Source organism: Rhizobium sp. LEGMi-198b, assembly GCF_054114205.1.
In genome coordinates this window covers 37182-61226 of sequence record NZ_JBSYVH010000008.1, presented here as the reverse complement: position 1 = coordinate 61226, position 24045 = coordinate 37182, and the positions used below count along the sequence as shown (strand labels likewise).

The 24045-nt window shown below is 59.2% G+C and carries 17 protein-coding genes, 1 pseudogene and 1 riboswitch; of the genes and pseudogenes, 5 read left to right on the top strand and 13 right to left on the bottom strand.

Annotated features, from left to right (window positions below):
- Window positions 1-11: 11 nt before the first annotated feature.
- Complete coding sequence (locus ACXHXG_RS25935; RefSeq protein WP_457901209.1) at window positions 12-1502, bottom strand: carnitine 3-dehydrogenase; 1491 nt, start codon at window positions 1500-1502, stop codon at window positions 12-14.
- A 7-nt stretch (window positions 1503-1509) separates the two neighbouring features.
- On the bottom strand, window positions 1510-2412 hold the full coding sequence (bcoG, locus tag ACXHXG_RS25930) for a 3-dehydrocarnitine:acetyl-CoA trimethylamine transferase BcoG (protein ID WP_457901208.1): 903 nt from the start codon (window positions 2410-2412) through the stop codon (window positions 1510-1512).
- A 98-nt stretch (window positions 2413-2510) separates the two neighbouring features.
- Here bcoG and ACXHXG_RS25925 point away from each other — a divergent pair, with 98 nt between their 5' ends.
- Window positions 2511-3509: a GlxA family transcriptional regulator gene (locus ACXHXG_RS25925; RefSeq protein ID WP_260304939.1), complete on the top strand. Its 999-nt coding sequence runs from the start codon at window positions 2511-2513 to the stop codon at window positions 3507-3509.
- On the opposite strand, the gene ACXHXG_RS25920 is transcribed toward ACXHXG_RS25925, so the two are convergent.
- Window positions 3484-4359 carry a LysR substrate-binding domain-containing protein gene (locus ACXHXG_RS25920; RefSeq protein ID WP_104826492.1) on the bottom strand — a complete coding sequence of 292 codons (876 nt, stop codon included), beginning with the start codon at window positions 4357-4359 and terminating at the stop codon, window positions 3484-3486. The two genes, ACXHXG_RS25925 and ACXHXG_RS25920, sit on opposite strands and share 26 nt — an antisense overlap.
- A 116-nt stretch (window positions 4360-4475) precedes the next feature.
- Between ACXHXG_RS25920 and ACXHXG_RS25915 the strand changes: the two genes are divergently transcribed.
- The gene (locus ACXHXG_RS25915; RefSeq protein WP_104826493.1) at window positions 4476-5396 is read left to right on the top strand and encodes a DMT family transporter; all 921 of its coding nucleotides are present in this window, start codon (window positions 4476-4478) and stop codon (window positions 5394-5396) included.
- A 518-nt stretch (window positions 5397-5914) separates the two neighbouring features.
- On the opposite strand, the gene ACXHXG_RS25910 is transcribed toward ACXHXG_RS25915, so the two are convergent.
- The 5 genes and pseudogenes from ACXHXG_RS25910 to ACXHXG_RS25890 all read right to left on the bottom strand — a co-directional run bounded on the left by ACXHXG_RS25910 (window position 5915) and on the right by ACXHXG_RS25890 (window position 11955).
- Complete coding sequence (locus tag ACXHXG_RS25910) at window positions 5915-7042, bottom strand: type 2 periplasmic-binding domain-containing protein (RefSeq protein ID WP_104826494.1); 1128 nt, start codon at window positions 7040-7042, stop codon at window positions 5915-5917.
- Between the two features lie 23 nt (window positions 7043-7065).
- Window positions 7066-9009, bottom strand: coding sequence for a hypothetical protein (locus tag ACXHXG_RS25905; protein WP_457901207.1), 1944 nt, complete (start codon window positions 9007-9009; stop codon window positions 7066-7068).
- A 262-nt stretch (window positions 9010-9271) separates the two neighbouring features.
- Complete coding sequence (gene thiD, locus ACXHXG_RS25900) at window positions 9272-10072, bottom strand: bifunctional hydroxymethylpyrimidine kinase/phosphomethylpyrimidine kinase (protein WP_457901206.1); 801 nt, start codon at window positions 10070-10072, stop codon at window positions 9272-9274.
- Window positions 10073-10095: 23 nt separating this feature from the next.
- A pseudogene (locus tag ACXHXG_RS25895) lies at window positions 10096-10242 on the bottom strand (hydroxyethylthiazole kinase); the annotation flags it as partial.
- A gap of 52 nt (window positions 10243-10294) precedes the next feature.
- Window positions 10295-10391, bottom strand: a riboswitch (TPP riboswitch).
- Between the two features lie 85 nt (window positions 10392-10476).
- Window positions 10477-11955, bottom strand: coding sequence for a DHA2 family efflux MFS transporter permease subunit (locus ACXHXG_RS25890; protein ID WP_457901205.1), 1479 nt, complete (start codon window positions 11953-11955; stop codon window positions 10477-10479).
- A gap of 420 nt (window positions 11956-12375) precedes the next feature.
- Here ACXHXG_RS25890 and ACXHXG_RS25885 point away from each other — a divergent pair, with 420 nt between their 5' ends.
- Entirely contained in the window at window positions 12376-12522 is a 147-nt protein-coding gene (locus ACXHXG_RS25885; protein ID WP_104826498.1) for a DUF1127 domain-containing protein, read from the top strand.
- 649 nt (window positions 12523-13171) lie between these two features.
- Complete coding sequence (locus ACXHXG_RS25880) at window positions 13172-14806, top strand: hypothetical protein (RefSeq protein WP_457901204.1); 1635 nt, start codon at window positions 13172-13174, stop codon at window positions 14804-14806.
- 31 nt (window positions 14807-14837) lie between these two features.
- Here the strand turns inward: ACXHXG_RS25880 and ACXHXG_RS25875 are convergent, their stop codons facing one another.
- Window positions 14838-15422 carry a cation efflux transmembrane domain-containing protein gene (locus ACXHXG_RS25875; RefSeq protein WP_457901203.1) on the bottom strand — a complete coding sequence of 195 codons (585 nt, stop codon included), beginning with the start codon at window positions 15420-15422 and terminating at the stop codon, window positions 14838-14840.
- A gap of 220 nt (window positions 15423-15642) precedes the next feature.
- Between ACXHXG_RS25875 and ACXHXG_RS25870 the strand changes: the two genes are divergently transcribed.
- Entirely contained in the window at window positions 15643-17715 is a 2073-nt protein-coding gene (locus tag ACXHXG_RS25870) for an acyltransferase family protein (protein ID WP_245464170.1), read from the top strand.
- A 28-nt stretch (window positions 17716-17743) separates the two neighbouring features.
- Here the strand turns inward: ACXHXG_RS25870 and ACXHXG_RS25865 are convergent, their stop codons facing one another.
- The 4 genes from ACXHXG_RS25865 to ACXHXG_RS25850 all read right to left on the bottom strand — a co-directional run bounded on the left by ACXHXG_RS25865 (window position 17744) and on the right by ACXHXG_RS25850 (window position 23862).
- Complete coding sequence (locus ACXHXG_RS25865) at window positions 17744-19351, bottom strand: DHA2 family efflux MFS transporter permease subunit (protein ID WP_457901202.1); 1608 nt, start codon at window positions 19349-19351, stop codon at window positions 17744-17746.
- A 1-nt stretch (window position 19352) separates the two neighbouring features.
- On the bottom strand, window positions 19353-20525 hold the full coding sequence (locus ACXHXG_RS25860) for an HlyD family secretion protein (protein WP_457901201.1): 1173 nt from the start codon (window positions 20523-20525) through the stop codon (window positions 19353-19355).
- Between the two features lie 92 nt (window positions 20526-20617).
- A complete protein-coding gene (locus tag ACXHXG_RS25855; protein WP_457901200.1) occupies window positions 20618-22003 on the bottom strand; it encodes a sigma-54-dependent transcriptional regulator in 1386 nt (461 codons plus the stop codon).
- Window positions 22000-23862 (bottom strand): sensor histidine kinase, encoded by a 1863-nt coding sequence (locus tag ACXHXG_RS25850; protein WP_457901393.1) that lies wholly within the window; start codon window positions 23860-23862, stop codon window positions 22000-22002. The genes ACXHXG_RS25855 and ACXHXG_RS25850 overlap by 4 nt, the downstream gene beginning before the upstream one ends.
- Between the last annotated feature and the right edge of the window lie 183 nt (window positions 23863-24045).

Sequence of the window (24045 nt, the reverse complement as noted above, 5' to 3'; positions counted from 1 at the left end):
ATCGCTTCCTCCTAGCCCTTTTGTCCGACATGACGCCCGACGCCTTCGGGCACAGGCAGTCTTGCATGGGCCTCGACAATCGGCCTTATTTTGCTCAGCACCTCCTCCGGTGCGGGAGCGGCTTTTCCGGCCTTGGCGTCGACATGCAGCAGCATCTGTTCGGCGGTGGCGATGGCTTCGCCGTTTGCCGTGTCGTAGATCGTATGGAACACATGCAGCCGCTTCTCGTCGGCTGACAGAAGCTGGCAGGTCGAATGGATGGCTTGTCCGAGCTTGGCTTCGCCAAGATGGCGAATATGAGTCTCCACGGTATAGTAGCTGTGACCGCGCTCGACATAATCGAGATCGACACCGATCAGGCGCAGCAGCGCGTCAGACGTGTCACCGAACACCTGCAGATAGCGATGCTCGGTCATGTGGCCGTTATAGTCCACCCAAGCAGGGCTGACTTTGGTTTCGATCAGACGGAGAGGCTGCGCGACATCCGCCAGCTTTTTGTCGCCGCCGGCGGAGGCCCAGAGGCCGTGCTCGAATTCCTTGAGGAGCTTGCCGGCGCCCCAACCCTTGCCGCCATGGCTGCCCTTCAGCGTCTGCAGGATGCCGACGAGATTTTCGTCGCGAATGCGCTCCAGCTCGCGGATCGACAGGCCTGCCGCCTGTTCGTCCGACTGCTGGCCGATCTTTTCGACAAGGGCGTCGTCGAGATCGACGACATCCATAAGCTTCGTCCAGTTCCATTGCAGGGCCGGGCCGAACTGCGCCAGGAAGTGCCGCATACCCGCTTCGCCGCCGGCAATGCGGTAGGTCTGGAACAGACCCATCTGCGCCCAGCGCAGGCCAAAGGAATAGCGGATGACGTCATCCAGCGTCTCTACCGTGCAGATATCGTCCTTAATCAGCCAAAGCGCCTCGCGCCACAGGGCTTCCAGCAGACGGTCGCCGACAAAAGCTTCGATCTCTTTGGCGATATGCACGCCCTTCATGCCGATGGGCGGCAGCCGTTCCATCGCCGCCTGGATCGTGGCAGCGCTGGTCCTTTCGCCGCCTACGATTTCGACCAGCGGCAGCAGATAGACAGGGTTATAGGGGTGGGCGACGAAGAGGCGCTCGGGGTGGCGCATGTCGCGCTGCAGGTCCGTCGGCAGCAGCCCGGAAGTCGATGAGCCGATCAGAGCATCGGGCTTTGCGGCCGCATCGATTTGTGTCAGCACGCTGCGCTTGAGGTCCAGCCGCTCGGGCACGCTTTCCTGGATCCAATCGGCATCGCTGACGGCCGCTTCCAGCGTATCCTTGAAGATGAGCTTGCCGCGCGGTGGAAGCGGCGCACCGGTCAGCATCGCATAGGCTTTTTCCGCGTTCGCCAGAACTTCGCCGACGATGCGGGTCGCTTCCGGATGCGGGTCGAAGACATCGACATCGATACCCGCCAGCAGAAAGCGGGCGATCCATCCGCCGCCGATGACGCCGCCGCCAATGCAGGCTGCCTTGTTGATCCTGGTCATCGTGGCCTCAGCGCTTCGTCAGTTTCAGCTTCTTGCGGACATCCTCGGGGCCGATGATGCGCGCGCCCATGCCTTCGACCACCTGCACCGCCTTTTCGACGAGCTGTGCATTGGTCGCGAGCATGCCCTTTCCGGCATAGAGATTGTCCTCGAGCCCGACGCGAACGTTGCCGCCGGCAAGGATCGCCGCCGCCGGATAGGCCATGGCGTTACAGCCGATCGAAAAGGCCGAGAAGGTCCAGCTTTCGGGAACGTTATTGACCATCGCCATAAAGGTGTTGAGGTCATCGGGCGCCCCCCAGGGGATGCCCATGCAAAGCTGGATGAGGACCGGGTCCTCAATAAGACCCTCCTCGGCAAGCTGCTTGGCAAACCAGAGATGACCGGTATCGAAAGCTTCGATCTCGGGACGCACGCCGAGATCCGTCATCTTCTTTGCCATCGCCCGCAGCATGGAGGGCGTGTTGGTCATGACATAGTCGCCGAGACTGAAGTTCATCGTGCCGCAATCGAGCGTGCAGATTTCCGGCAGGCATTCGGCGACGTGGCTGACGCGCTCGGAGGCGCCTGCCATGTCAGTACCGCGGGCGTTAAGGGGCAGGGGGCTTTCAACATCGCCGAAGATCAGGTCGCCGCCCATGCCGGCGGTCAGGTTGAGCACCACATCGACATCCGCAGAGCGGATGCGATCCGTCACTTCCCTGTAGAGATCGTTGCGGCGGCTCGCGGCGCCGGTCTCGGGGTCGCGGACATGGCAGTGGACGACGGCGGCACCAGCCTTGGCGGCATCGATCGCGGATTCCGCGATCTGCTTGGGAGTGATCGGAACATGGCTGGATTTGGAAACCGTGTCGCCGGCGCCGGTGACGGCGCAGGTGATGAAGACATCGCGGTTCATCGCAAGAGGCATTTTTGTTCTCCCTCGTATTGAGCCCATTACGAGGCATGCGACGTTCCCATGCTTTGCATTTTCGGAAGAGAACGATACATTACCGGAAATATCAGGGAATGCCCGTGCTGACTTCGTCCAACACACCACTCGACATCGATCTGCTGGTGCTTCCGGAAACGAACCTGATCCTGATTGCTTCGGTGATCGAACCGTTGCGTGGGGCCAATCGTATCTCCGGAGCCGAGATCTATCGCTGGCGCTTGTTTACACTTGATGGCGCGCCCGTCGAAACGACGAGCCATATCCCGGTTCCTGCGTCGGGCGGCTTCCGCCCCACAAGCGACACCACTCCGCTCTTCGTGCTGGCGAGCTACAATTGGCGGCGCAGCGCGACGCAGGCGCTGAAGATGCAGTTGTCGCAGACGGCGCGCTACCGTTCGATGATGGCGGGCATCGAATCCGGCAGTTGGCTGCTCGCCGAGGCAAGCCTTCTCGACGATGTTTCGGCGGCTGTTCATTGGGAGGATTTCGACGATTTCGCGCTAGCCTATCCGCAGGTCCGTGCCGTCAAGGATCGTTTCGTGATCGACGGCAAGCGCATCACCACCGCCGGCTCGCTGCCGACCGTCGACCTGATGCTGGAGATCATCCGGCGGCGGCAGGGCTATTCGCTTGCGCTCGAAGTCAGCAGGCTTTTTATCTACGAGCCGGCCAATACGCGGAGCGCGGCTGAGCTTTCGCCCTCGACCGCCGGCTTGCGGATGCGCGACCCGCGCGTTGCACAGGCCATTCGTCTGATGGAGGAAAACATCGAGCAACCGCTGGTCCTGACGCGCCTGGCGCGGCGCATCGGCCTCAGCGCTCGCCATCTCCAGGCGCTCTTTCAGGAAAGCATCGGCGCGCCTCCGCATGTGCATTATCTCGCCCTTCGGCTCAATGCTGCGCGCCGCAAGGTGATCGAGACCAAGGATTCTTTCGCTGAGATTGCCGCGGCAACCGGCTTCAACTCGGCTTCGGCATTTTCCCGAAGCTATCGCGCCAGTTTTTCGGAAAGTCCCTCCGGCACGCGGCGGCGCCTGCGCGGGCGCTCTACGGCTGCAGCAGAGCCGACATAGGCTGGAAGGCTTCACGCACCATTTCCGCGAGCTCCTGGATCGCCTCGCTGGAATGATAGGGATTGCGGCGAAGCACGACGCGCGAGGAATCGACCGGCGGAAAGCCGTCGTCGCTCGTCAGCTCCCGGCAGCCATGCGGAATGTTACTGCGGGATAGCGTCGTGACGGCGAGGCCTGCGGAGACGGCGTTTTTCAGGCCGGAACTGGTATCGGCAACGAAGGCGATGCGATAGGGCCGCGCCTGCTGCTCCAGGGAACGCAGGGCAAAGTCGCGCGCCCAGGTCGAGTTCCGGTATGTCGCAACAGGCAGCGGCGTCGCGTCATGCAAGCGGTGCACCAACGATGTTACCCAGACTGTCGGATCGATGCAGAGCACCTCGCCGGTGGTCTGATTGCTCCAGTCGAAGACCACAGCGATATCGAGTTCGTCCTTCTCCAGCGCGCTGAGATTTCGAGCGGTGTAGTCGCAGGAAACGGTCACTTCGACGGCTGGATGCCGGACAGCGAAGGCGGCAAGCGCCGCGGGCAGGACGGTTTGGCTATATTCTTCTGGAATTCCGATCCGCACAGGTCCATTCAACGGCTTGGTGCGGATCGTCGCAGCGGCCTCGTTCAACAGGTCGACGATCCGTCGGGCGTAGGGCAGCAACTGATTTCCCGGCCGGGTCAGCACGACCCCACGTGCGCTTCTTTCGAATAGCGCCTCGCCGACAATTTCTTCGAGACGCTTGATTTGGGCGCTGACGGCCGATTGCGTGCGGCCAATGCGCTGTGCGGCAACGGAAAAATTCGACGTCTCGGTGATGATGAGAAACGTCCGGAGCAAATCGCTTTCGATGGGTTCGCGCATGGGCAAGCCACAAAAATTTCCGATGGCATATATCTCTACTATTCGTTTGTCTGATGTCAAATATCGGCGCACACAGGGGCGATCCGTTCAGGTGCTTCGCTTCCGAGATACCGCACATGACCATTCAGGCCCCCGCCAGATCATTCTCTGCCAATGAGTACGAAAAGGGCGTCGCCCTCGTCGTTGCGGCAACGCTCGCTTGGAGCGCCAGCGGCGTCTATGCGCGGCTGCTGACGACGGATCTCTGGACGGCGATCGCCTGGCGGTCCCTGTTCGGCGGATTGTTCCTGCTGATCCCGAGCTTCTTTCTTGAAGGCGGATTCTCGCGCCGCCAATGGAGCTCGGTCTTTCACCCGTCGGGGCTTGCGATGATCGCCTGCCAAACCTTCAGCCAGGCCTGCTTCATCGGCGCGCTTTATATGACCACCGTCGCGAATGTGACCATGATCTATGCCACGGCGCCCTTCATCGCCGCCTTCCTCGGCTGGGCGATCTTGAAGGAGCGGGTGCCGCGGAGAACGCTGATTGCAGGCGGCGTCTGCCTGCTCGGCGTGGCGATCATCGTTGCCTCCTCGATCGGCGGCGGCACCGGTCTCGGCGATCTCCTAGCGCTCGGGATGACGGCCTCATTCGCCCTGGTCATCATCATTCCGCGCATCGACCGCAGTGTACCGAGCCTGCCGCCGACTATCATCGGTGCCTTCCTGACACTCGTCATCTTTGCGCCGTTCAGCTCGGTCGGTTCGCTCGATCTACACAACTGGCTGGTGCTTGCCGCCTTTGGAGCAACCAATTTCTCCTTTGCGCTCGTCCTGTTTCTCGCCGGCGCGAAGCGCATGCCGCCCGCGGACGCCGCTCTTATCGGGACGATGGAGATTGTGCTCACGCCATTCTGGGTCTGGCTGTTTTTTTCCGAAAAACCGCCGCTTGCCACCTTCGTCGGCGGCGCCATCATTCTTGCCACCGTCCTCTGGCACACGTTCATCGATCTCAAGAAGAGCCGGCGCAGCCCAGAGCCTAGAACAACATGCCCATAAGACCAGATCTGGAAGGTATCACGCTTGAAACCAGACGCTAGACCGAGAGGAGCAATATGACCTCAGCGATCTCCATGACGAATATAAATATTCTCTTATGAGCTGTATATTTGTTCAGCTAACATTCATTTAGCGGAAGGCAAATAAACAATCGCCGCAACGCCTTGCGGTTGATCGAGGCTCGGCTGCTGACAGCTCACGAGGCAGGTGGCCGGGCCTCTCAAGTCCCTGGACAGCACGGATAACTCGCATGCGGCTGCTTCTCGCTTTGATTGACTGGCTCTCGGAGCGATGCCGGAAGCGGGCGGAGCAGGAGACCGTTCACTATTCCGCCGATGATCCATGGGTGCTCCGGCAGATCGAAGCGTTCGAGCGAGAATTGAAGCAATAAAGCGCACCAGTGAAATGCGGACGTAGAGCCGGACGTTTTCCTCCGGATCGACCGATATTGATAATGACTTGGACCTCACACGAGTCATCCCACTGGCGATAGGGATCTTGTCGTGGTGACGGGCGTCTTATTCGCGCTCCCCGCGGACACTCCAGTAAAATACGTCGAGCTTGTGGCTGGGAGTTGCGCCTTGGAACGTATCACCGAAAGCCTTGTCGAGGATGGAGGGGTTGAACACGACCTTTTGTGAAAGAAACTCAAAAAAACTGGCGACCAGCAACTGACGCGCGGTACCCCTATTGTCATTCTCGGGCCTAGCCTTCCCGAAGACTGCGTAGCGATCGTTAGTATAAGTCCTCGTGCCGTTGTCATATGCGCATCCCGGGATCATCTTGACGTTTTCGGTAATGATTTCGAGATCACCCACGAAATAGTGAAAATCATCATGGCAGAATGCGTTTGCCGCGGCTGTATACCCGCTATAGGACTTGACCCTGTTTTCAGTACCTTCTCCGCACAAAGGCTTTGAATCCGGATTCAGCGGATCGCCGCGCAAGTAATCGATTAGCGCGTCTTCGAATTTGGGAAGCTCATGCGCAATCAGAAGCGCGTTGATTCCCTCATTCTGAGCTGTCGTCCCACCTACAAGACCGATTAGTGGCTTTTTGGGGTAGGAACAGATTTTATCCGGCGGATCCTCCCCCTTGCGTGTGATGTAGCTTATCCCGGTTAAAAAGAGCGGCGCAGAAACTATGAAGCCGTTGCGCCGTTCATTGGTGATCGTTGCCGGATCGCAAAGTATGTCAAACTTGACGCCAAGGTCGAGGAAACGCGAATCGTTTATCGGGGAAATAGTGTTGCTCGTGGTGGCGTCTTTGCCTGCAACGGTGGTCGCACCTGCTGAAGCTTCTTTTTCACGCGCCTCGTCAATGTCGTAGATGCCGATGTCATTGAAGGTCAATTCGCCTGGCTTTGCGTCCAGTATCATCTCGGCGAGGGCGGCATCACATATTCGCACCATGTAGCCCGTATAACCGGCTCGTTCCAACGGACCGCGTGCCGCATCGGATGCCTTCTCGCCGGGCAGGCTGGACCTATAGGAAAAGGGCCGGGCATCGCTTCGGACCCCGATGCAAAGCTGCGTCTTCTCGTTGCATGTCGTGACTGGCGGTTGCTGGGGAGGCTCGGCTTCCGCGACCCCTCCCGCAATAAAGGTAAAACACGCAAAAAGCGAACTGAGCAGTGCAGTATTCATTGATCGCCCCCTTAGTTCAGTTTCTATTTCGCGTCGTCGTCTCCAGCCTCCGTAATCTCAAGCATAACGGCAAATGTCAGAAGAAATAGAAATGGAACGAAGCAAAAAATAAACGTGTCTCTCGTTTGTTGAGAGAACAAAGCGGCTTTTGGTGCTGAGGGAAGTGCAGATCCATAGGTCAGGAAAATCGCAAGCCACATATATCCCGCATATACTGCAGAGAAAATAATACTGATTAATACTGTCCAAAAAACACTGAGATGTCTGTGCTTATCCATAATAACGAGGGCCGCGAATGAGAGGATCAACCCGGCCCCAAAATGGAGGGCAAAAAACTCTCCCGATTGTTCGAATAAAAAAATGATTTGCGTTTGTGTCAGATGAAAATTTACGGCCCATGCCAACTTAGCAAAGTTGACCGCAGCCGACGCAAAAACTGCGATAAGCCCCGACAGTAAGGACATGCCAAGCAGCGTCAGGAACGGAAATTGATAGAATTTCCAGTCCGTTCGCCATGATTGTTGCTCGATGCGTACCTCGCGCGCGACGAGCACAAAGAAAACGCTCAAGAGAACCAGAAGTCCCGAATGAAGAGTATCCCAGGCTGTCGTTTCGATAAAAATGGGCCGTTGGGAAAGATTATATCGGTGAATGGCTTCCTTCGTCTTGCAGTCGGCGTCAGCTGGAGAACAAACAGGCTGGGCGATGGTATCCTTTGTATTTAATTTATCATTGTTCGCGCTTGCATTATTGTTTGCTCTCACTTGATTAGCAATTTCGTTCTCTAAGACGCGTGTTTGTTCGCTATACACGCCTGGATCACTTTGCACTTTCCAGTCACGCCACTGGTTGTAAATGAGAAAAGTCGCGATCGCGCCAAGGACCAAGCCAACCATCATGCTGATCGCGAACGAGTTTTGTTCGGCGTTATATTTTTCCTGGATTCGCTTTATGGTTTTTTCCATCGGGCTCAGAGGTCTTGTTTCTTCTTTCCTTTGAGACTTCTGACCGAGTTTCGGAGGGCGCCTGCGGAGCAAGCCGCTTTGGCTGAAGACTGACCGGTTATTGCGCACAAATAAGACGGCGAACACTGCCATCGTATTCGATCGCGCGATCGCCGCTTCGCGCTGGAGATTCGAAAGCGCGTCCCATATTTCATGTATATCGGGCTTTGCGGCTCCGTCTTCGCTGCCGGATTGAAGCTTCTTTTGTAAAGCAGCTATGAGGTCATGCAAGGCGGTGAGCTGCCCGTCGAGCTTGTTCGACAGTGCTTCCAGCTCAGACATTTGATATAGCGGGAAGTATAGCATTCGATTATTCGCGTTTGTAGCGACTGAGAGATAGTCAATTGTGGCCAACGATGACTCGATCTCCGCTATTTTCCTGCCTAAACCGATACTATTCTTGATTGATTCAGTCGCGTCGCGAAAACTTGTGACCAACAATCCCGGTTGATCTCTTAGGAACTCCTCATAGTCCACGCTGCGTAGACTCTCTATGACCCTGTAGACGCCCCGGGGGATGCCGGCCATCCGATGAGCAAGACTTCTCATCGTCGCTTCGATGGGTTTGACAGCGCCAATCGACAGGAATGAAATTAAGAGGGCAGAAACGAAGATGGGTTTGCCGTAGCTCGTCGCAGACAGTACCGACGGGTCACTTGCGGGCAACAGGACGTTGTCGGTTGCACCGATTTCGCTTCTGGCCTTGCTCGCGCTCAATAACAGGTCATACACCTCTGCCGAGCCCAAGACCACGGCGTAGACGATAAGGTACAAGCCAGCATAGAAGGTAAAACCGGCGATAATCTCGCCGGTCGTGCAGAGGTTCCTGACCTCGACTTCTTTGAGAATCGGATGCAGCGAGAACGGATGGTCGCCGGTCTGCGAGTTGAAATTCCGAAATGCCTCGATCAGCAGCGTCACCGCTCCGGCTGCAATGGCGCCCGCGTAGATCAAATCGTTCATCGCCAGGCGTCCGAGGTCTGTCTCTCAGGGGCAGTTTTGAGCTGATGAATTGCAAGGACCAGCGGCCATTGCTCGGTTCTCGTCGATGACGACAAAACCAGCAATTCCAAAAGCGAGGACACTCATCATCAATAAGAACTTGATCATGTGTTCACTCTTTTAATGGTGGTGATTTTTAATTATATCGCACTTAAAACTTGCGTCAACTGCGCGACAAAGGACGTATGTTCGCCTGTTAGTCGACATATGTCGCCGTTCAGCTTTATGGCCAAAGCTCGTAGAAGTGCTGGACCGGCCCATGACCGGTGCCGACGGTGAGCGTTTGGGCCGCCGCAACCGCGCCCGCAAGATAATGCTTGGCGGTGGCAACAGCTTCCGTCAGTGTCGAACCCTTTGCAATCTCCGCCGCCAAGGCGCTGGACAGCGTGCAGCCGGTTCCATGCGTATTCTTGGTTGGCATGCGACCGGCTTCGAACCAGGTCAGCCCCTCCGGGCTTGCGAGAACATCAGGGCTTTCATCGCCGGCAAGATGCCCGCCCTTGACCAGAACGGCCAGCGGGCCGAGCTTTGCTAAGCTTTCTGCCTGCCGCGCCATCGTCTCGCGATTTTCGGCAACGGGTTCGTGCAGAAGTGCCGCCGCTTCGGGCAGATTGGGCGTCAGCAGCGCGGCCAGGGGAAGAAGACGGTTGGTCAGGACGTCGACGGCATCCGCGGCAAGCAGCGCTGCACCGCCCTTGGCGATCATGACGGGGTCCAGCACGATTGGCACGCCTCGATGGGGAGCGAGCGCATCGGCAACGGCTTCGGCGATTGCCGCATTGGCAATCATGCCGATCTTGACGGCATCGACGCGTATATCGGCAAAGATCGCCTTGATCTGATCGGCGACGAACTGCGGAGGAACGGGGTGAACGCCGGAAACGCCTTGCGTGTTCTGGGCCGTCAACGCGGTCAGCGCCGCCATGCCGTAGACGCCGCGTGCCGAAAATGTCTTCAGGTCGGCTTGAATGCCGGCGCCGCCGGAGGGGTCGGAGCCGGCGATGGAGAGGACGTTTCGGATCATGGGCGTGCCTTTCTGATCCCGCCGATAGACAACGCACCGGAGATTGCGGCGAATTCGCCGACCTCCGTTTCGGCAAACGCCGTCGCGACCAAGTTGGTGATGCATTGCACCAGTGGAGGGTTTGTCCGCATGGCCGTCAGCAGCGCGCCGGGAGTGGTTTTATCTTGCATATCGCCCCTTTCGGGCGGGGCGAGACGCGAAGGGGACAACGACAAGAGCACGCCGAGACCCCGAGCGACTCCCTCCGCCAGCATTATCTGGTTCAGGTTCAAAGGGTGCTTCTCAGCCCATCACGCGACGGGCGCCCCTGTCTCTCATCACCGTCTTTTTCGCAGAGAAAGACCGCCCTGTCACCAGCAAATCGCAGTCTCGAGATGACCGAGCTTCCGCAGCGTCGAATGTGTCTAGTGGTGGTGGCCCGCCTCCGGCCCGTGTTCTGGCTTTCTGATGAACAAGGCGGCCGCGATCGCTCCCAGCGAGATGATCGCCCCACAGAGAAATGCCGCCTTAATGCCGCCGGTCGTTGCCGTAAGGATACTGGCGCCGCTAGCGGAGAGGCTGGTGGACCGGAGCGTCATGATCGCGACGAACAGCGCGGTGCCGGCGGCACCGGCGACTTGCTGGGTCGCACCGAGCATGGCGCTGCCATGCGAATAGAGGTTCGGCGGTAGCGATCCCAGGCTGACGGTGAATAGCGGCGTGAACATCAGCGCAAGACCGATGCTGAGCACGATATGGGCGATCAACAGCATCCAAAACGGCGTATCCTGCTGAATGAAGACCAGTCCGCCCATCACCATGCTGAGCATGATGGCCCCCGGAATGATCAACGGTGCTGGACCGTATTTATCGAACAGGCGCCCGACGGTCGGTGCGCAAAGGCCCATGATCAGCCCGCCAGGCAGCAACAGCAGTCCGGTTTGCAGCGTCGACAATCCCAGCACGTTTTGCAGATAGATGGGCAGCAGGATGAAGACGCCGAACATCGACATCATCAGAATGGCCATCATGGCGGCGGCGATCGTGAAGGTCTTTGTGGTCAAGGTGCGCAGATCGAGCAGCGCTCTATTCTGTTTCTGCAAATGCAACTGACGCAATACGAAAACCGCGATGACGACAGCGCCGGTCAGGAGCGGAATCCATGGCGACACCACGGGCGCGCGAAGTGCTGCGTCGCCGAGCCCGCTGAGGCCGTAGACGAAACCGCCGAAACCGATGGCTGAGAGGATGATCGAAAAGATATCGATCGGCGCGGTGGTTGGAACCGTCACGTTCTTCATCCGCAAGGCGCCAAGCGTCAATGCGCCCAACGCGATCGGCAAGACCAGGAGGAACAGCCAGCGCCATTCGAGCGCCGAAAGGATGAGGCCGGAAATGGTTGGCCCGATGGCCGGCGCCACCGATATGACGACCGAGATATTACCCATGGTCCTGCCGCGGGAGTCCGGCGGCACCAAGGTCATCACTGTCGTCATCAGCAGTGGCATCATGATCGCCGTGCCCGAGGCTTGCACGATCCGCCCGAGAACAAGTGCGGCGAAACCCGGCGCCAGCGCCGAGATCAGCGTACCGGCGCTGAAGAGCGACATGGCGAGAATGAATACTGGCCGGGTGTTGAGCCGTTGCAGCAGGTATCCGGTGATCGGGATGACGACGGCCATGGTCAGCATGAAGGCCGTGGTCAACCACTGAGCGGCACTCGCGGTGATATCGAGATCCGCCATCAGATGGGGGAGCGCAACACCCATGATGGTTTCGTTGAGAATGACGACAAAAGCCGACACCAGCAGCAGGGCTATAACGAGTTTGTTGCGGGCACTATGGTCTTCCACGGTGGGAATATCCTGTTCCACATCGGCAAAAGTCTGGCTTTCGGTCGTCATGGTGCTGCCTTGAGTTTGAATTCAGAAGGGCAATCGAATTGCCTGGAACGGTGAACCGCTTGGCGCTTTCCCGATTATGACGAACGGCCGCGTGAGATTACGACACGTGCAGCGAATTATTTTTGCGCCATTGATTGTCTGAGCAACGCGCGCCTGCAATTCTTGCCGGTTGCTCACCGGCAAGAATGCTAATGGGCTGACAAAGGTCAACCCTAAAGATGTTTCGGTTGGCCTGGTCCGGAGAGAGAATTTGAAGTGACAGAATGGGCCGCCTTCAGACCCATGCGCTACTTGCATGGGTGCAGTGAAGCCTTGGCGCTGCAATAACCGAGGGTGCCGTATTATATACCTCTCATCGAAGCAAAGGGGAGCGCCACGGACGGCAGCTCGGCTTCGAATGCCCGAAGAAAGGGGATCATCATGAACGTAGCACGCTCTTTCAACAACTGGCGGAAGTATCGTCAAACGGTCGCCGAACTGGGCCGTATGTCCACGCGCGAACTGGATGACCTCGGTATCGGCCGCGGCGACATCCGCAACATCGCTCGTGGCGCGGTTGCTCGCTAACGGCTCATAAACGCCATAACTTCGACTTTTCGTCAGCGCCTGCTTCCTCCCGAGCGGGCGCTTTTGTTTTGCGCACGCTGTCGGCGGTTTCCCGCATTTTCAATGTAAGTCGATGCTAATGGAGCATCCCGCTTTTCGCATAACGCATGCCTGCCCTGCAAAGAAATGCCTATGAACTGAGCAAATCTGCGATATGATCTTGGTTATCGAAGCGATGCACCTCCTCCCGCATCCCTTCGTGATGTAGGCGCCCTTATCCTCCTCCCAAGGTCGTCTGCGGGAACAGTAGCACTCCTCCTCCCAGCTACTGTTCGGTTCTTTTCGAAAGCCTGCCGCACCTCCTCCCGCGGCAGGCTTTTTCGTTTGGAGCTTCGGCAACAGCAGGGAGAGTTGATCGATTCTCGATGTTGTCATGAGGCTCAATGAGCTTTTCGCCGTAGAGGGGCCGCGCCTGCGCTTGCCGGATGACCCATTCGTGCGGAAAATATCGAGCAATCGTTGGTGCCGCCATCTGCGTCCCATCGGCAAGTCAGCTTCGCTCCATCTTATTTGTCCTAATGTTCCGTGCCCGAAATCATCCTGCGGGCCTCGTGCAGATCGCGGCGCTTGACGCGTTTCGATCTCAGGACTGTGAGAGGAATGTTTCCGCATGCTGAAGACCTTTGACGACTACGCCCCCGGCCTTGCCCCGAACGGCAAAATGGCTGAGACCGCAGGCGCGCCGTTAAAGCCGTCCGGCAAGGACAAGGATGCGCTTCTCACCTGCCTGATTTCCGGTGGGGACGAGAGATTGGAGTGCGACGCTGCAACCGGTCTCAACATGTATGGTTACGGGCCATCGCCCCGGCCGCAGGATCTGGCCTTCGGCTCCTCGACGGCATCGACCATTTCCGCACCGGCTTTCGCGGCGGTCGGCGCTTATTATGCTGATCTTTTGCGGGAGATGGAAACGCGGGCTGCGACCGACATCTACGCGCGGGAGATCGCGCGGATGCGGACGAAACTGCTGCATCTGCTTGGCCTCGATCAAGGCTCAGGGCCTTCGCGGGTGGATGCCGTCATGGCGACGTCAGGCACCGATATCCATCTTTTCGCTGCGGAGCTGCTGGCGCGCCAGGACGATCGGACCTTGATGACCATCACGCTGATGGGCAACGAGACCGGGAGCGGGGTGATGACTGCCGCAGCCGGGCGTCACTTCATGAGCCGCGTCAGCAGCAATAGGCCCGTCGCCAAGGGTGAGGAACTAAGCCCGGGACATGCCACGCGAAATACGACGGTCGCGGTGCGCAATCCGGATGGCACGTTGCGGAGCGAAGAAGAGATAGAATTGGAATTGAGGGGGTTGATCGAGCTTGCCCGCGCGGCAGAACTCAGATGCCTTTTGGTCGTCACGGATGTTTCCAAGACCAGCCTGCTGGCGCCAGGCCTCGAAACGGTCTTTCGCCTGAAAGCGCGCTTCGGCGCTATGCTCGATATCATGATCGATGCCTGCCAGTTTCGCGTCTCCGGGGCAACGATCCGTGCCTATCTGGCCCATGATTTCCTTGTGGCCGTCACCGGCTCCAAATTCCTGGCCGGTCCGATTTTCAGCGGGGCGCTGCTGTGTCCGCCTCGGATGTCGGATCGCTTGAAACAGCGGCCTTTGTCTCCGGCTTTTGCCGATTATTGCGCGAAAGCGGATTGGCCGGAAGGCTGGGTGGCCCGGGACGCGTTGCCAGATCACGCCAATTTCGGCCTCTTGCTGCGATGGAAGGCGGCGCTGTTGGAACTGGAGCGCTTCGTTGGCATGCCTGAGCAAAAGGTGATTTCGGTGCTGAACACTTTTGCAGAGGCGGTCGGAGAGCGGCTGAAGCACGATAGCGCCTTCGAACTGCTCGATAGCCGGCCGATAGACCGGAAGAGCCTGTGGGGCGACTCGCACGCCCCGCGCTGGGATGAAATACCTTCGATCTTCTCATTCTATCTGCGCAATCCCCATCAGGACGGCATCCTGACGGCGACGGAGATGGCCGCGGTGTACAAGAACCTTGCCGTCGAGCAGAACGGCCTTACACCGGTGCGTCTCGGTCAGCCCGTTCGCTGCGCCGATTTCGGTGACATGCCCGCCAGTGCCTTGAGGATATGCCTGAGTGCGCCGTTGATCGTGCGGGCTTGTGAGAGTGCCGATGCGCTTGATGAGCTCATCTCACAGGCAATGACGGTCCTAGATCGAACGGCTGACATGGCCGCGCAATTGGCATCCCAGCCGAGCATGGCCCGCACGTCAGGCGTCCAAGCCTAGCATCCCACCGAAGCGGCGACAGCAGGGCATCTCAGGCGGCGGCACTATGTTCGCCCCTGGCCGCCGTCCATACCTCACGCGCCGCAGCGGCGTTCATGGCGGCGATGGCGATGCCGACGATCAGGTCCGGCCAGGCGGAATTCCAGAGAAATGCGGTCACGAGACCTGCCGCAATGATGGCGACATTGGCGAGCGTATCGTTGCGAGCCGATAAAAACGCTGCCCGGGTTAGGCTGCCGCCATGCGCGCGAAAACGGGCTAGCATCATGGCGCAGGAAAGATTGATGGCGAGCGCGCCGAGGCCCGCCAGCGATAGGGGCAGCGGTTCCGGCGCAACCGGCATCATGAATTTCTGCCAGGCGGTCCAGATGGTCGCCAGCCCGGGAACGAGCAGGATCGCGGCAAGAGCCATGCCAACGCGGGCGCGATTGCGGGCGCTCCAGCCTAGTGCCATCAGGATCAGGAGATTAACCGACGCGTCTTCGAGGAAATCGACGCTGTCGGCAAAGAGCGATACCGAACCGATGGACAGCGCGACCACAAACTCGACACAGAAATAGCCGAGGTTAAGAAGCGCCACACGTTTGACCACGTTGCGGAGTGTAATGTTGGTCATATCAGCTCTTCACACTCCTCGCCGACCCCAGCTTATCGAGAGCTATTAGGTCTTCCTTACAACCCGCTGAAATCCACCAAACCTCAGCTAAGCGACCGAACAAGACGAATATGGGCTGAACCTAAGTCGCTGCGGTGAGTTTTCAGTTTAACGTCAGCTCGCCGCGATAACAGCTTGGCCACGCCAGACGCAGAACCCTCGTGGCCTTCGGAGAATAAGATTGAATCTCATAGTACTGCGTGATTCTCCTGTTCCGGAGTTCGTGCGCCAGCCTATTCCAGGCCATTTAAAATATCGCGCCGATATCGACGGGCTTCGCGCGCTGGCGATCCTGCCAGTCGTGCTGTATCACGCGGGCATTCCGGGGTTCAGCGGCGGTTTCGTCGGCGTCGATGTTTTCTTCGTCATCTCCGGGTTCCTGATGGCTTCGCTGATCTCGGGTGAGGTTGCTCGCGACGATTTCAGCATCGTGCGTTTCTACGAGAGGCGAATACGGCGAATTTTTCCGGCGCTCTTTGCCGTCCTTGCAGCCTCGTCCATAGCGGCATGGTTGCTTCTGATGCCGGTCGAGCTGGAATATTTCGCCCGCAGTGTAAAGGCCGCCGCATTGTTCACCTCGAACATTCAGTTCGAGAAGGAGAGCGGTTATTTCGACATCGGCGCGCAGTTGAAACCGCTGCTGCACACCTGGTCGCTGGCAGTCGAAGAGCAGTTCTACATCCTGTTTCCGCTGCTGCTGTTGGCGGTCAACCGATTTGCGCGGCGCTATACGGTGCCCATTCTGCTTGGCCTGTTGATCGCCTCGTTCGCGGCGAGTGCCTGGACGGTCTTCCGCACGCCTGCGGCGGCATTCTACCTGTTGCAGTTCCGCGCCTGGGAATTGCTGATCGGCGCTTTGCTGGCTTTCCATGTGATACCGAGACCGGCCCGGCCTGTGGTGCGGGAGAGCCTTGCGGCCCTCGGCGTAATCCTGATCGCCATCGCCGTCTTCGGTTTCACCGATCATACTCTATTTCCCGGCCCTGCCGCTTTGCTGCCCTGCCTCGGTGCGGCCCTGGTGATCTATGCTGGAGCGGAACATGGATTGGCCGGACGAGCGCTGCGGGCGAGGCCGCTAGTGTTCGTCGGCCTGGTTTCCTATTCCCTCTATCTCTGGCATTGGCCGATCATCGTCTTCACACGCGAAATCTTTGGCCGCGAGCTTTCCCCGGTCCAGAGTGGCTTGATCGTCGTCGTCTCGCTCGCTCTCGCCGCATTTTCGTGGCGGTTCATCGAGCAGCCTTTTCGCGGTCGTGGCAGTCGTTTGGGTCGAAGGCCCTTATTCGCGGCCGCAGCAGTGGTCATGGTCGCGGTGGTCGGATTCGGTAGCTACGTCATTCGCGACAATGGTGCGCCGAGCCGCCTCCCGGCCGATGTACAGAAGGTCTACGCCGCAACATATGACATCAGCCGTTACGGCGCACCGCCATGTTTTGCCGACTCCGATACGACCGGCCCGTCTCTATCAGACATACGCGCGGGAAAACTTTGTCCGCTCGGCGCTGACGGATCGGCCTCTCCTTCCTTCCTTGTTTGGGGAGATTCGCATTCCGGAGCTATGTCTCCGGCGATTGACGAGGCGGCGAAACAGGCTGGCGTTTCCGGTCTGTTTGCGGGACATGCGTCATGTCCGCCATTGCCGGATGCGCAGCTTCCGGCTCGCGGTGATGTGAAGCGGTGCGGCGAGTTCAATGCAGCCGTCCGTGATCTCGTTAGATCGAAGCATATTCCGCTGGTATTCCTGATCGCCTACTGGCCGAAATATGTGCATGATGCCGAGTTGCCGCATGAGGGCGTCTACTTCGACCCATCGGTGCCGCCGCCATTAGAGGACAAGTCCGCACCAGTCACGGCATCCCTCGACAGGCTGGTGGCGGAGCTGACGCAGCAGGGAACCAAGGTTGTGCTGGTCATGGACGTGCCGGAAATGGGCCGGTACATGCCGGAAGCCGTCGCCAAGGCTGTGATGACCAAGACATCGACGGAGGTTGCCCCGCCGTGGAGTTACGTTGCGAAACGGCAGGCATTGTCGCGCGCTATTCTGGCTGGTCTAGCGGCCAAATACGGCGCGGCTATAGTCGACCCGCTGCCTGCGATCTGCCACGATGGGCATTGCGACGCGACACAAGACGGCATGCCGCTCTATAAGGATGCCGACCACATCACAGCCACTACCTCGAAAAGGCTCAGCTACCTGTTCTCTCCCATATTCTCGGCCCCGAAGCGAACATCCGCTGCCTTCGGTAATTCATAACCGGTTCAACGCAAGATGCCTTGAGCCTTCAGTGCATTCCACCGCCGCCTTTTCCAAGGTCGATATTGCTGAGGATCAGGGCAAGTGGGATTGCCGAGAGGGCGATGAGAGTCAGCACGTAAAAAACGTCGATATAGGCGAGATAGCTCGATTGCATCTGAACCTGTTGTCCGATCCATGCTGTCGCCTGCGATTGCGCGTCGGCCATGGTCGCGCCTTTCTGCGCAAAGTAGCGCGTCATGGTCTGGAGGGTCTCCTGGTAGGCTGGGGCGGATGGGACTATGTGTTCGACGAGCCGGCTTTGGTGCCATTGCTCGCGATGTGCCAGAACGTTCAAGGCAATGCAGACACCGATCGAGCCGCCGATATTGCGCGCCGCGTTGATCATGGCGGAGGCCTGATTGGTCTGGTCCGGCCGCAGGCCGTAATAAGAGGCTGAGGTGATCGCGATGAAGATCAACGGCAGGCCCAATCCGATATAAAGCCGCGACCAGACGAAGAACGCAAAATTGAGGTTGGGATTGAGCCGCGTCAGCCACCACATCGACCCTGCAATGATCAATGCACCGGTGGCGATCATGTATTTCGGCTGAACCACCGTGGTCAGACGACCGGCGACGAACATCATGACCATGGTAACGAGGCCGCCCGGCGACAGCGCCAAGCCGGCCCAGGTGGCGGTGTATCCATAATCCTGCTGCAGGACTTGCGGAAGGAATTGCGTCGTCGCGATCAGGATCGCGCCGGTTGCCATCATGACGATGAAGCAGGATCCGAACTGCCGGGTTCCAAGCAGCCGACCGTCGATGATCGGGTTCGATTTCGTCAGCACCCAGGGGATCGCCAGTGCAAAGGCCAACACACAAAGCGCGGTCATGGCGATGATGAAATTTGAATCGAACCAGTCTTCCGTCTGGCCGCGATCGAGAACGAGTTCGAGCGAACCGAGAAATGTTGCCACAAGCAGGAAGCCGACAAGATCGAAGCGGACGCCTTGCCTGCGGAGTTCCTGCCGTTTTCGGTGCATTTCCTGCGATCTCTCCACCAGAAAATATACGAGGATGAAGGCAAAGACGCCCACCGGGCCGTTGATCAGGAAACACCAGTGCCATGAGTAATTATCCGAGAGATAGCCGCCGAGCGTGGGGCCGATCACTGGCGCCACCACGACCGCAACGCCGAACATCGCAAATGCCTGGCCGCGTTTTGCCGGCGGAAATGAATCGGCGAGGATCGCCTGCGACGTCGGCACCATGCCGCCGCCGGCAAATCCCTGGATGACGCGGAAGATGAGAAGCGATTGGAGATTCCACGCCAGTCCGCAGAGAACGGAGGCGATCGTGAAGATCGCGAGGCAAGAGAGATAGAAGCGACGTCTGCCATATCGTTCGGCGATGAAGCTGCTGGCGACCAAAATGGTTGCGTTGGAAACGAGATAGGTCGTAACCACCCAGGAGGCTTCGTCGGCGCTGACCGCAAGGCCGCCCGAAATATAGCGCAGCGCCACATTGGCGATCGTCGTGTCCAATACCTCCATGAAGGTCGCAAGCGAGACCACGACCGCGATCAGCCATGGATTGGTGGCGCCCGCGGCGGGAGTGGTCGCTCCGCCAGCGGTTGTGTTTGCGCCGCTCATGTCAATGCCTCGGCCGGACGGTGACCGTGGGGACCACGGACATGCCGGGACCGATCGAGAGATCCGCCGGCCAATTGTCGACGACAATCTTCACCGGCACGCGCTGTGTGACCTTCACATAGTTGCCGGTCGCGTTCTCGGCGGGAAGCAGGGAGAACGCCGTGCCGGAGCCGGGCTGAACCGATGCGACCTTGCCGTGCAGCTTGTGATCCGGATAGGCATCGATCGTCACATCCACCGGCTGCCCCGGCCGCATGTCGGTCAACTGCGTCTCCTTGAAATTCGCGGTGATCCAGATTTCGTCGGGAACGAACATCGAGATGGCCTGTCCGGCTTCGATGTATTGCCCTTTGGCACCAGTGAGGCGGACGACACGGCCGCGTTGGGCCGCGACGATCGTCGTATATTTGAGGTTCTGCTGCGCCTCTTCGGCCTGAGCCCGCGCTTGGCTCAAACTCGCGGCAGAACTCGCCCTCTGGGCTTCGGCAACCGCCTTGTTCTTCTGCGCCGAGGTTATGTTTGCCTCGGCCTGTGCAAGGCTCGCCTGGCTCTGCTGCAGGTTGGAGGTCGCCTGCTGCACCGCCTGCACGCTGCCGGAACCGCTTTTGACCAGTTGCTGCTGGCGTGCGGCCTCCTGCTGTGCATATTGCAGCGCGGCCGCTGTCGAGTTCTGCTGGGCCTTTGCGACATCGATCGCGGCGCCTGCGGCGTCGATCTGGGCACCGGCGCTTTGGAGCGCGGCGGCCGCAACATTCACCTGTCCGTTGGCCTGGTCGAGGGTGATCTGGTAATCGCGCGGATCGATCTTCAGGATGACATCGCCAGCCTGAACATGCTGATTGTCGGTCACGGGAACATCGGTGACATAGCCGGAAACCTTCATGGCAAGCGAGAAGCTGCGAGCGTCGATGAAGGCGTCGTCGGTCGATTCATAAGGTTGGAAATAGATCTGCCAGGCGAACCACGTAGCGGCGGCAAGGGCAGCGACAACAATCAGGCCAAGCAGGATCCAAAGGGGATGCCTGCGGACGAATGACGGACGCTTTTTCTCCGCCCGGTCAGTCTGGTGATCGTTGCCGGGATGGACACGTTCAATCCGAGGTTCGGTCTGGTTGTCTTTCTGAGCGAGATGCTGATCATCGACCACGGCACAACTCTCATATCTGTTGGCCATAGGGTCGGTAACGTTTGGGTAGAAGATCAGTTCCTGATCGCTTTGATCGGCGCCCCGGCATGGCGGTTTTGTCGCAGGGCCGAAGACATGCTCTAATCACCCACGCGTGGTCGTCGGTCGTCACCATCGAAGCCTGCAAAATCTCCCCGAACAATGCCATGGCGCTGGAGCTTGTCGTAGAAAGTCTTCCGCGGGATGCCGAGGGCCTCGATCGTACGGCGGACATCGCCGGCGTTTTGAGCGAGGGTCTCGCGGATCAGCTCGGCCTCATAGCGCTCGATGCGGGCGGGCAGGGGCAATGTGTTATCTGCGGAGAGGATTTCGCTTGCCTTCGGCTCCGCCGCCGATTCCAGACCTAGAACGAAACGCTCCGCAAAATGCGAAAGCTCGCGAACATTGCCCGGCCAATCGTGGCTCTGCAAATGATGGCGAATAGCGGCGGACATGGCGGGCACTTCACGCTTGAAGCGGCTGGCGGCGCGATCCGCGAAATAGCCGAAGAGCAGGGGGATATCATCGCGCCGGTCGCGCAGCGGCGGGATGGATATGGTGACGACGTTGAGGCGGTAATAGAGATCCTCACGGAAGTCGCCGCGTTGGCGCGGGTCGCCCAGATCGACCTTCGCGGCCGCCACCACACGGAGGTCGACCGGACGCACCTCGTTTGTGCCAAGCGGGGTCACCTCCCTCATTTCCAGAACACGCAACATCTGTACCTGTATTGCCGGCGGCATACTCTCGATCTCATCGAGAAACAACGTGCCGGCGCTTGAATGCTCGATGCGGCCGATGCGCTTCTTCTGTGCGCCGGTAAAGGCACCGGGCTCGTGGCCGAAAAGCTCGCTTTCGATGACGGTCTCCGGCAGCGCGCCGCAATTGAGCGCCACGAAATTCCCCTTGGCGCGCCGGCTCCAGCGATGCAAGAGGCTTGCGACTACCTCCTTGCCGCTGCCGGTCTCGCCGGTCACCAGCACATCGACATCCGTATCCGCGATCTGCCGCAGCGTATGACGCAGCCGCTCCATCGCCGGCGTCTGGCCGATCAACGGCAGATCGCCCTGTGCCTGTTCGGCCGCAACGCGGAGCGCGCGGTTTTCCAGAACGAGCCGGCGCTTTTCCGCCGCCCGCCGCACGCTTTGCACCAGCCGGTCGGTGGCGAAGGGCTTCGTGATGAAGTCATAAGCGCCATCCTGGATCGCCTTGACCGCCATCGGGATATCGCCATGGCCGGTGACCAGGATGACCGGCAGGTCCGCATCCTGCTCTTTGACGCGACTGAATAGCTGCTGTCCATCCATCTGCGGCATGCGGATATCGGAGACGATCACGCCGGCAAAACCGGCCTCCAGCGCGCCGAGCGCATCGGCCGCGGTGGAGAAGGCGGAAACGGAAAAGCCGGCGAGTTCTAGCGTCTGCTTCGTCGCTTTCAGCAGGTCCCTGTCGTCGTCGATTAGAAAGACCGCGGAAACGTCGCTCATGAAATTGCCCTGCGCAAATGAATGGTGAAACGGGTGCCGTTCTCGCCGCTTTCAACCTCGATGCGGCCGCCATAGTCGGCGACGATGTCCTTGGAGATAACAAGACCGAGGCCGAGGCCCTTTTCCTTCGATGTATTGAACGGCGTGAACAGCGAATGGAGGATGGCCGGCGGAATACCGGGGCCGTTGTCGGAGACGATGACAGCAATGCCGTCGGTCGTTTCCTGCACCGAAACCTCGACTTTCGGCTGTTCGCGCCCTTCCAGCGCTTCGAGCGCGTTTTGGAAGAGATTGATCAGCACCTGCTCGAGCCGAACGCGTGTGCCGATGACCGCCAATCCGGCGGGCGGAGGATCGATCACCAGTGCATCGAGCCGGCCGGCAAAGCGGCTTCTGAGCAGGATCACGGCGCCTTCGATGACGCTCCTCAGTTCCACCGGTTCCGGCGCGGTTCGTCCCTTGCGGGCAAATGCCTTCAACTCTTCGGTAATCGTGCCGATCCGTTCGGTCAGGGCCGCTATGGAAGTAAGATTTTCCTTTACCGGCGCGATCTGCTGTCGCTCTAGGAAGATATGGGCATTGTCGGCATAGGCGCGAATGGTCGCGACCGGCTGGTTGATCTCATGGGCGACGCCGGCGGCGACCTGGCCAAGGATTGCTAGGCGATTGGCCTGTACCAGATCCTGCTGCACGACCTGCAGCTTCGCCTCCGTCGTGCGGTGATCAGCAATTTCCGCTTCGAGCCGATCCCGGGCGCGGCTGAGATCTTCGGTGCGCTCCAATACGCGCCGTTCCAGCTCCTCGCGAGCGACCCTGCTGATGGCGATCTGCATCACGGATACGTGGCGGCGCCTTAGCAGGAAGGCGGCGATCGCCAGGATCGGCACCAGCACAGTCAGGACGAGGAAGCGCGTTTCGCGGACCGTGGAAGAAATTGCCTGATCCGTCGGGACGAGATAGTCCAACTGCCAGGGCGTCGAGGGGATTGCTGTTCTCAGCCGCAGATATTCCGCAGCGCTGCTGCCCGGCAGGACCGCGCGCACGATCGAGACATCCGGACCGATCGCTTCGGGGCGGGCGATCGGCAGAGGTGTCAGCGACGCATCGCCGAATTGCAGGCTCTTGCGGATGGCGGCGAGGTTTTCAGCAGGCAGCGGCGATGCCGTCATGAAGCGCCAGGAGGGAACGCTGGTGATCAGCACGACCCCATGCTCGTCGGTGACATAGGCCGGACGGCCGGCTTCCCGCCAATCGGCTTCGAGCTGGTCAAATTCCATCTTGACCACCACGACACCCAGCGCGTTCTCCGCGTCGCCGACGCGGCGGGAAATGTAAAGCCCGGGGCGGTTGCTGACATTGCCGAGCGCGAAATGCTCCGCCGTTCCCGCCTCCATCGCCCGCCGGAAATAATCACGGAAGGAATAATCATTGCCGACGAAGCTCAGTGGTTCGCGCCAGTTGCTCGATGCGATCGCGACACCGTCCTTGCCGGTGACGTAGAGCACCGAGGCCTTGGTACCGGAGACGAGGCTTTCGAGCTTGCGGTCGAGCGTGGTAACGGCATCGCCTTTAGCCGCCGCAAGTGCGTCGCGCACCTGCTGGTCGTCCGCGAGGAGAAGCGGCAAGGCGCGGGGCCGTTCGAGGACGGCTCTCAGCAGTGCGACCTTCAGGTTCGCGTCGGTGCGACCCTGGACCTGCAATGCCTCGATTGCGGTCATGCGGCCGTAAACGCCGGCGCCATAGAGCGCGGCTGCGATGAGGATCGCGCAGAAAGCCGTAAAGACCAACCAGACACGGCGAGAGCGCCGGCCTAGCTGCTCTGGCGTCGAAAATCGTTCCATGGTTGGCCGCTGCAGCATCATGACATTGTGCATGATTTCGCGCGTATCGCAATTCGATCTGTGCGGATTGCCGCACAGATTTGGAGATCTAGCTACCGACCTGCATAAAATCTGCTTTTATATCAATAAATTATTAGGAAATCCTTCATTTGGCACGCCCGTTGCAACGATCCGTCAAACAGTCGGAGGCTGTTGAAGATC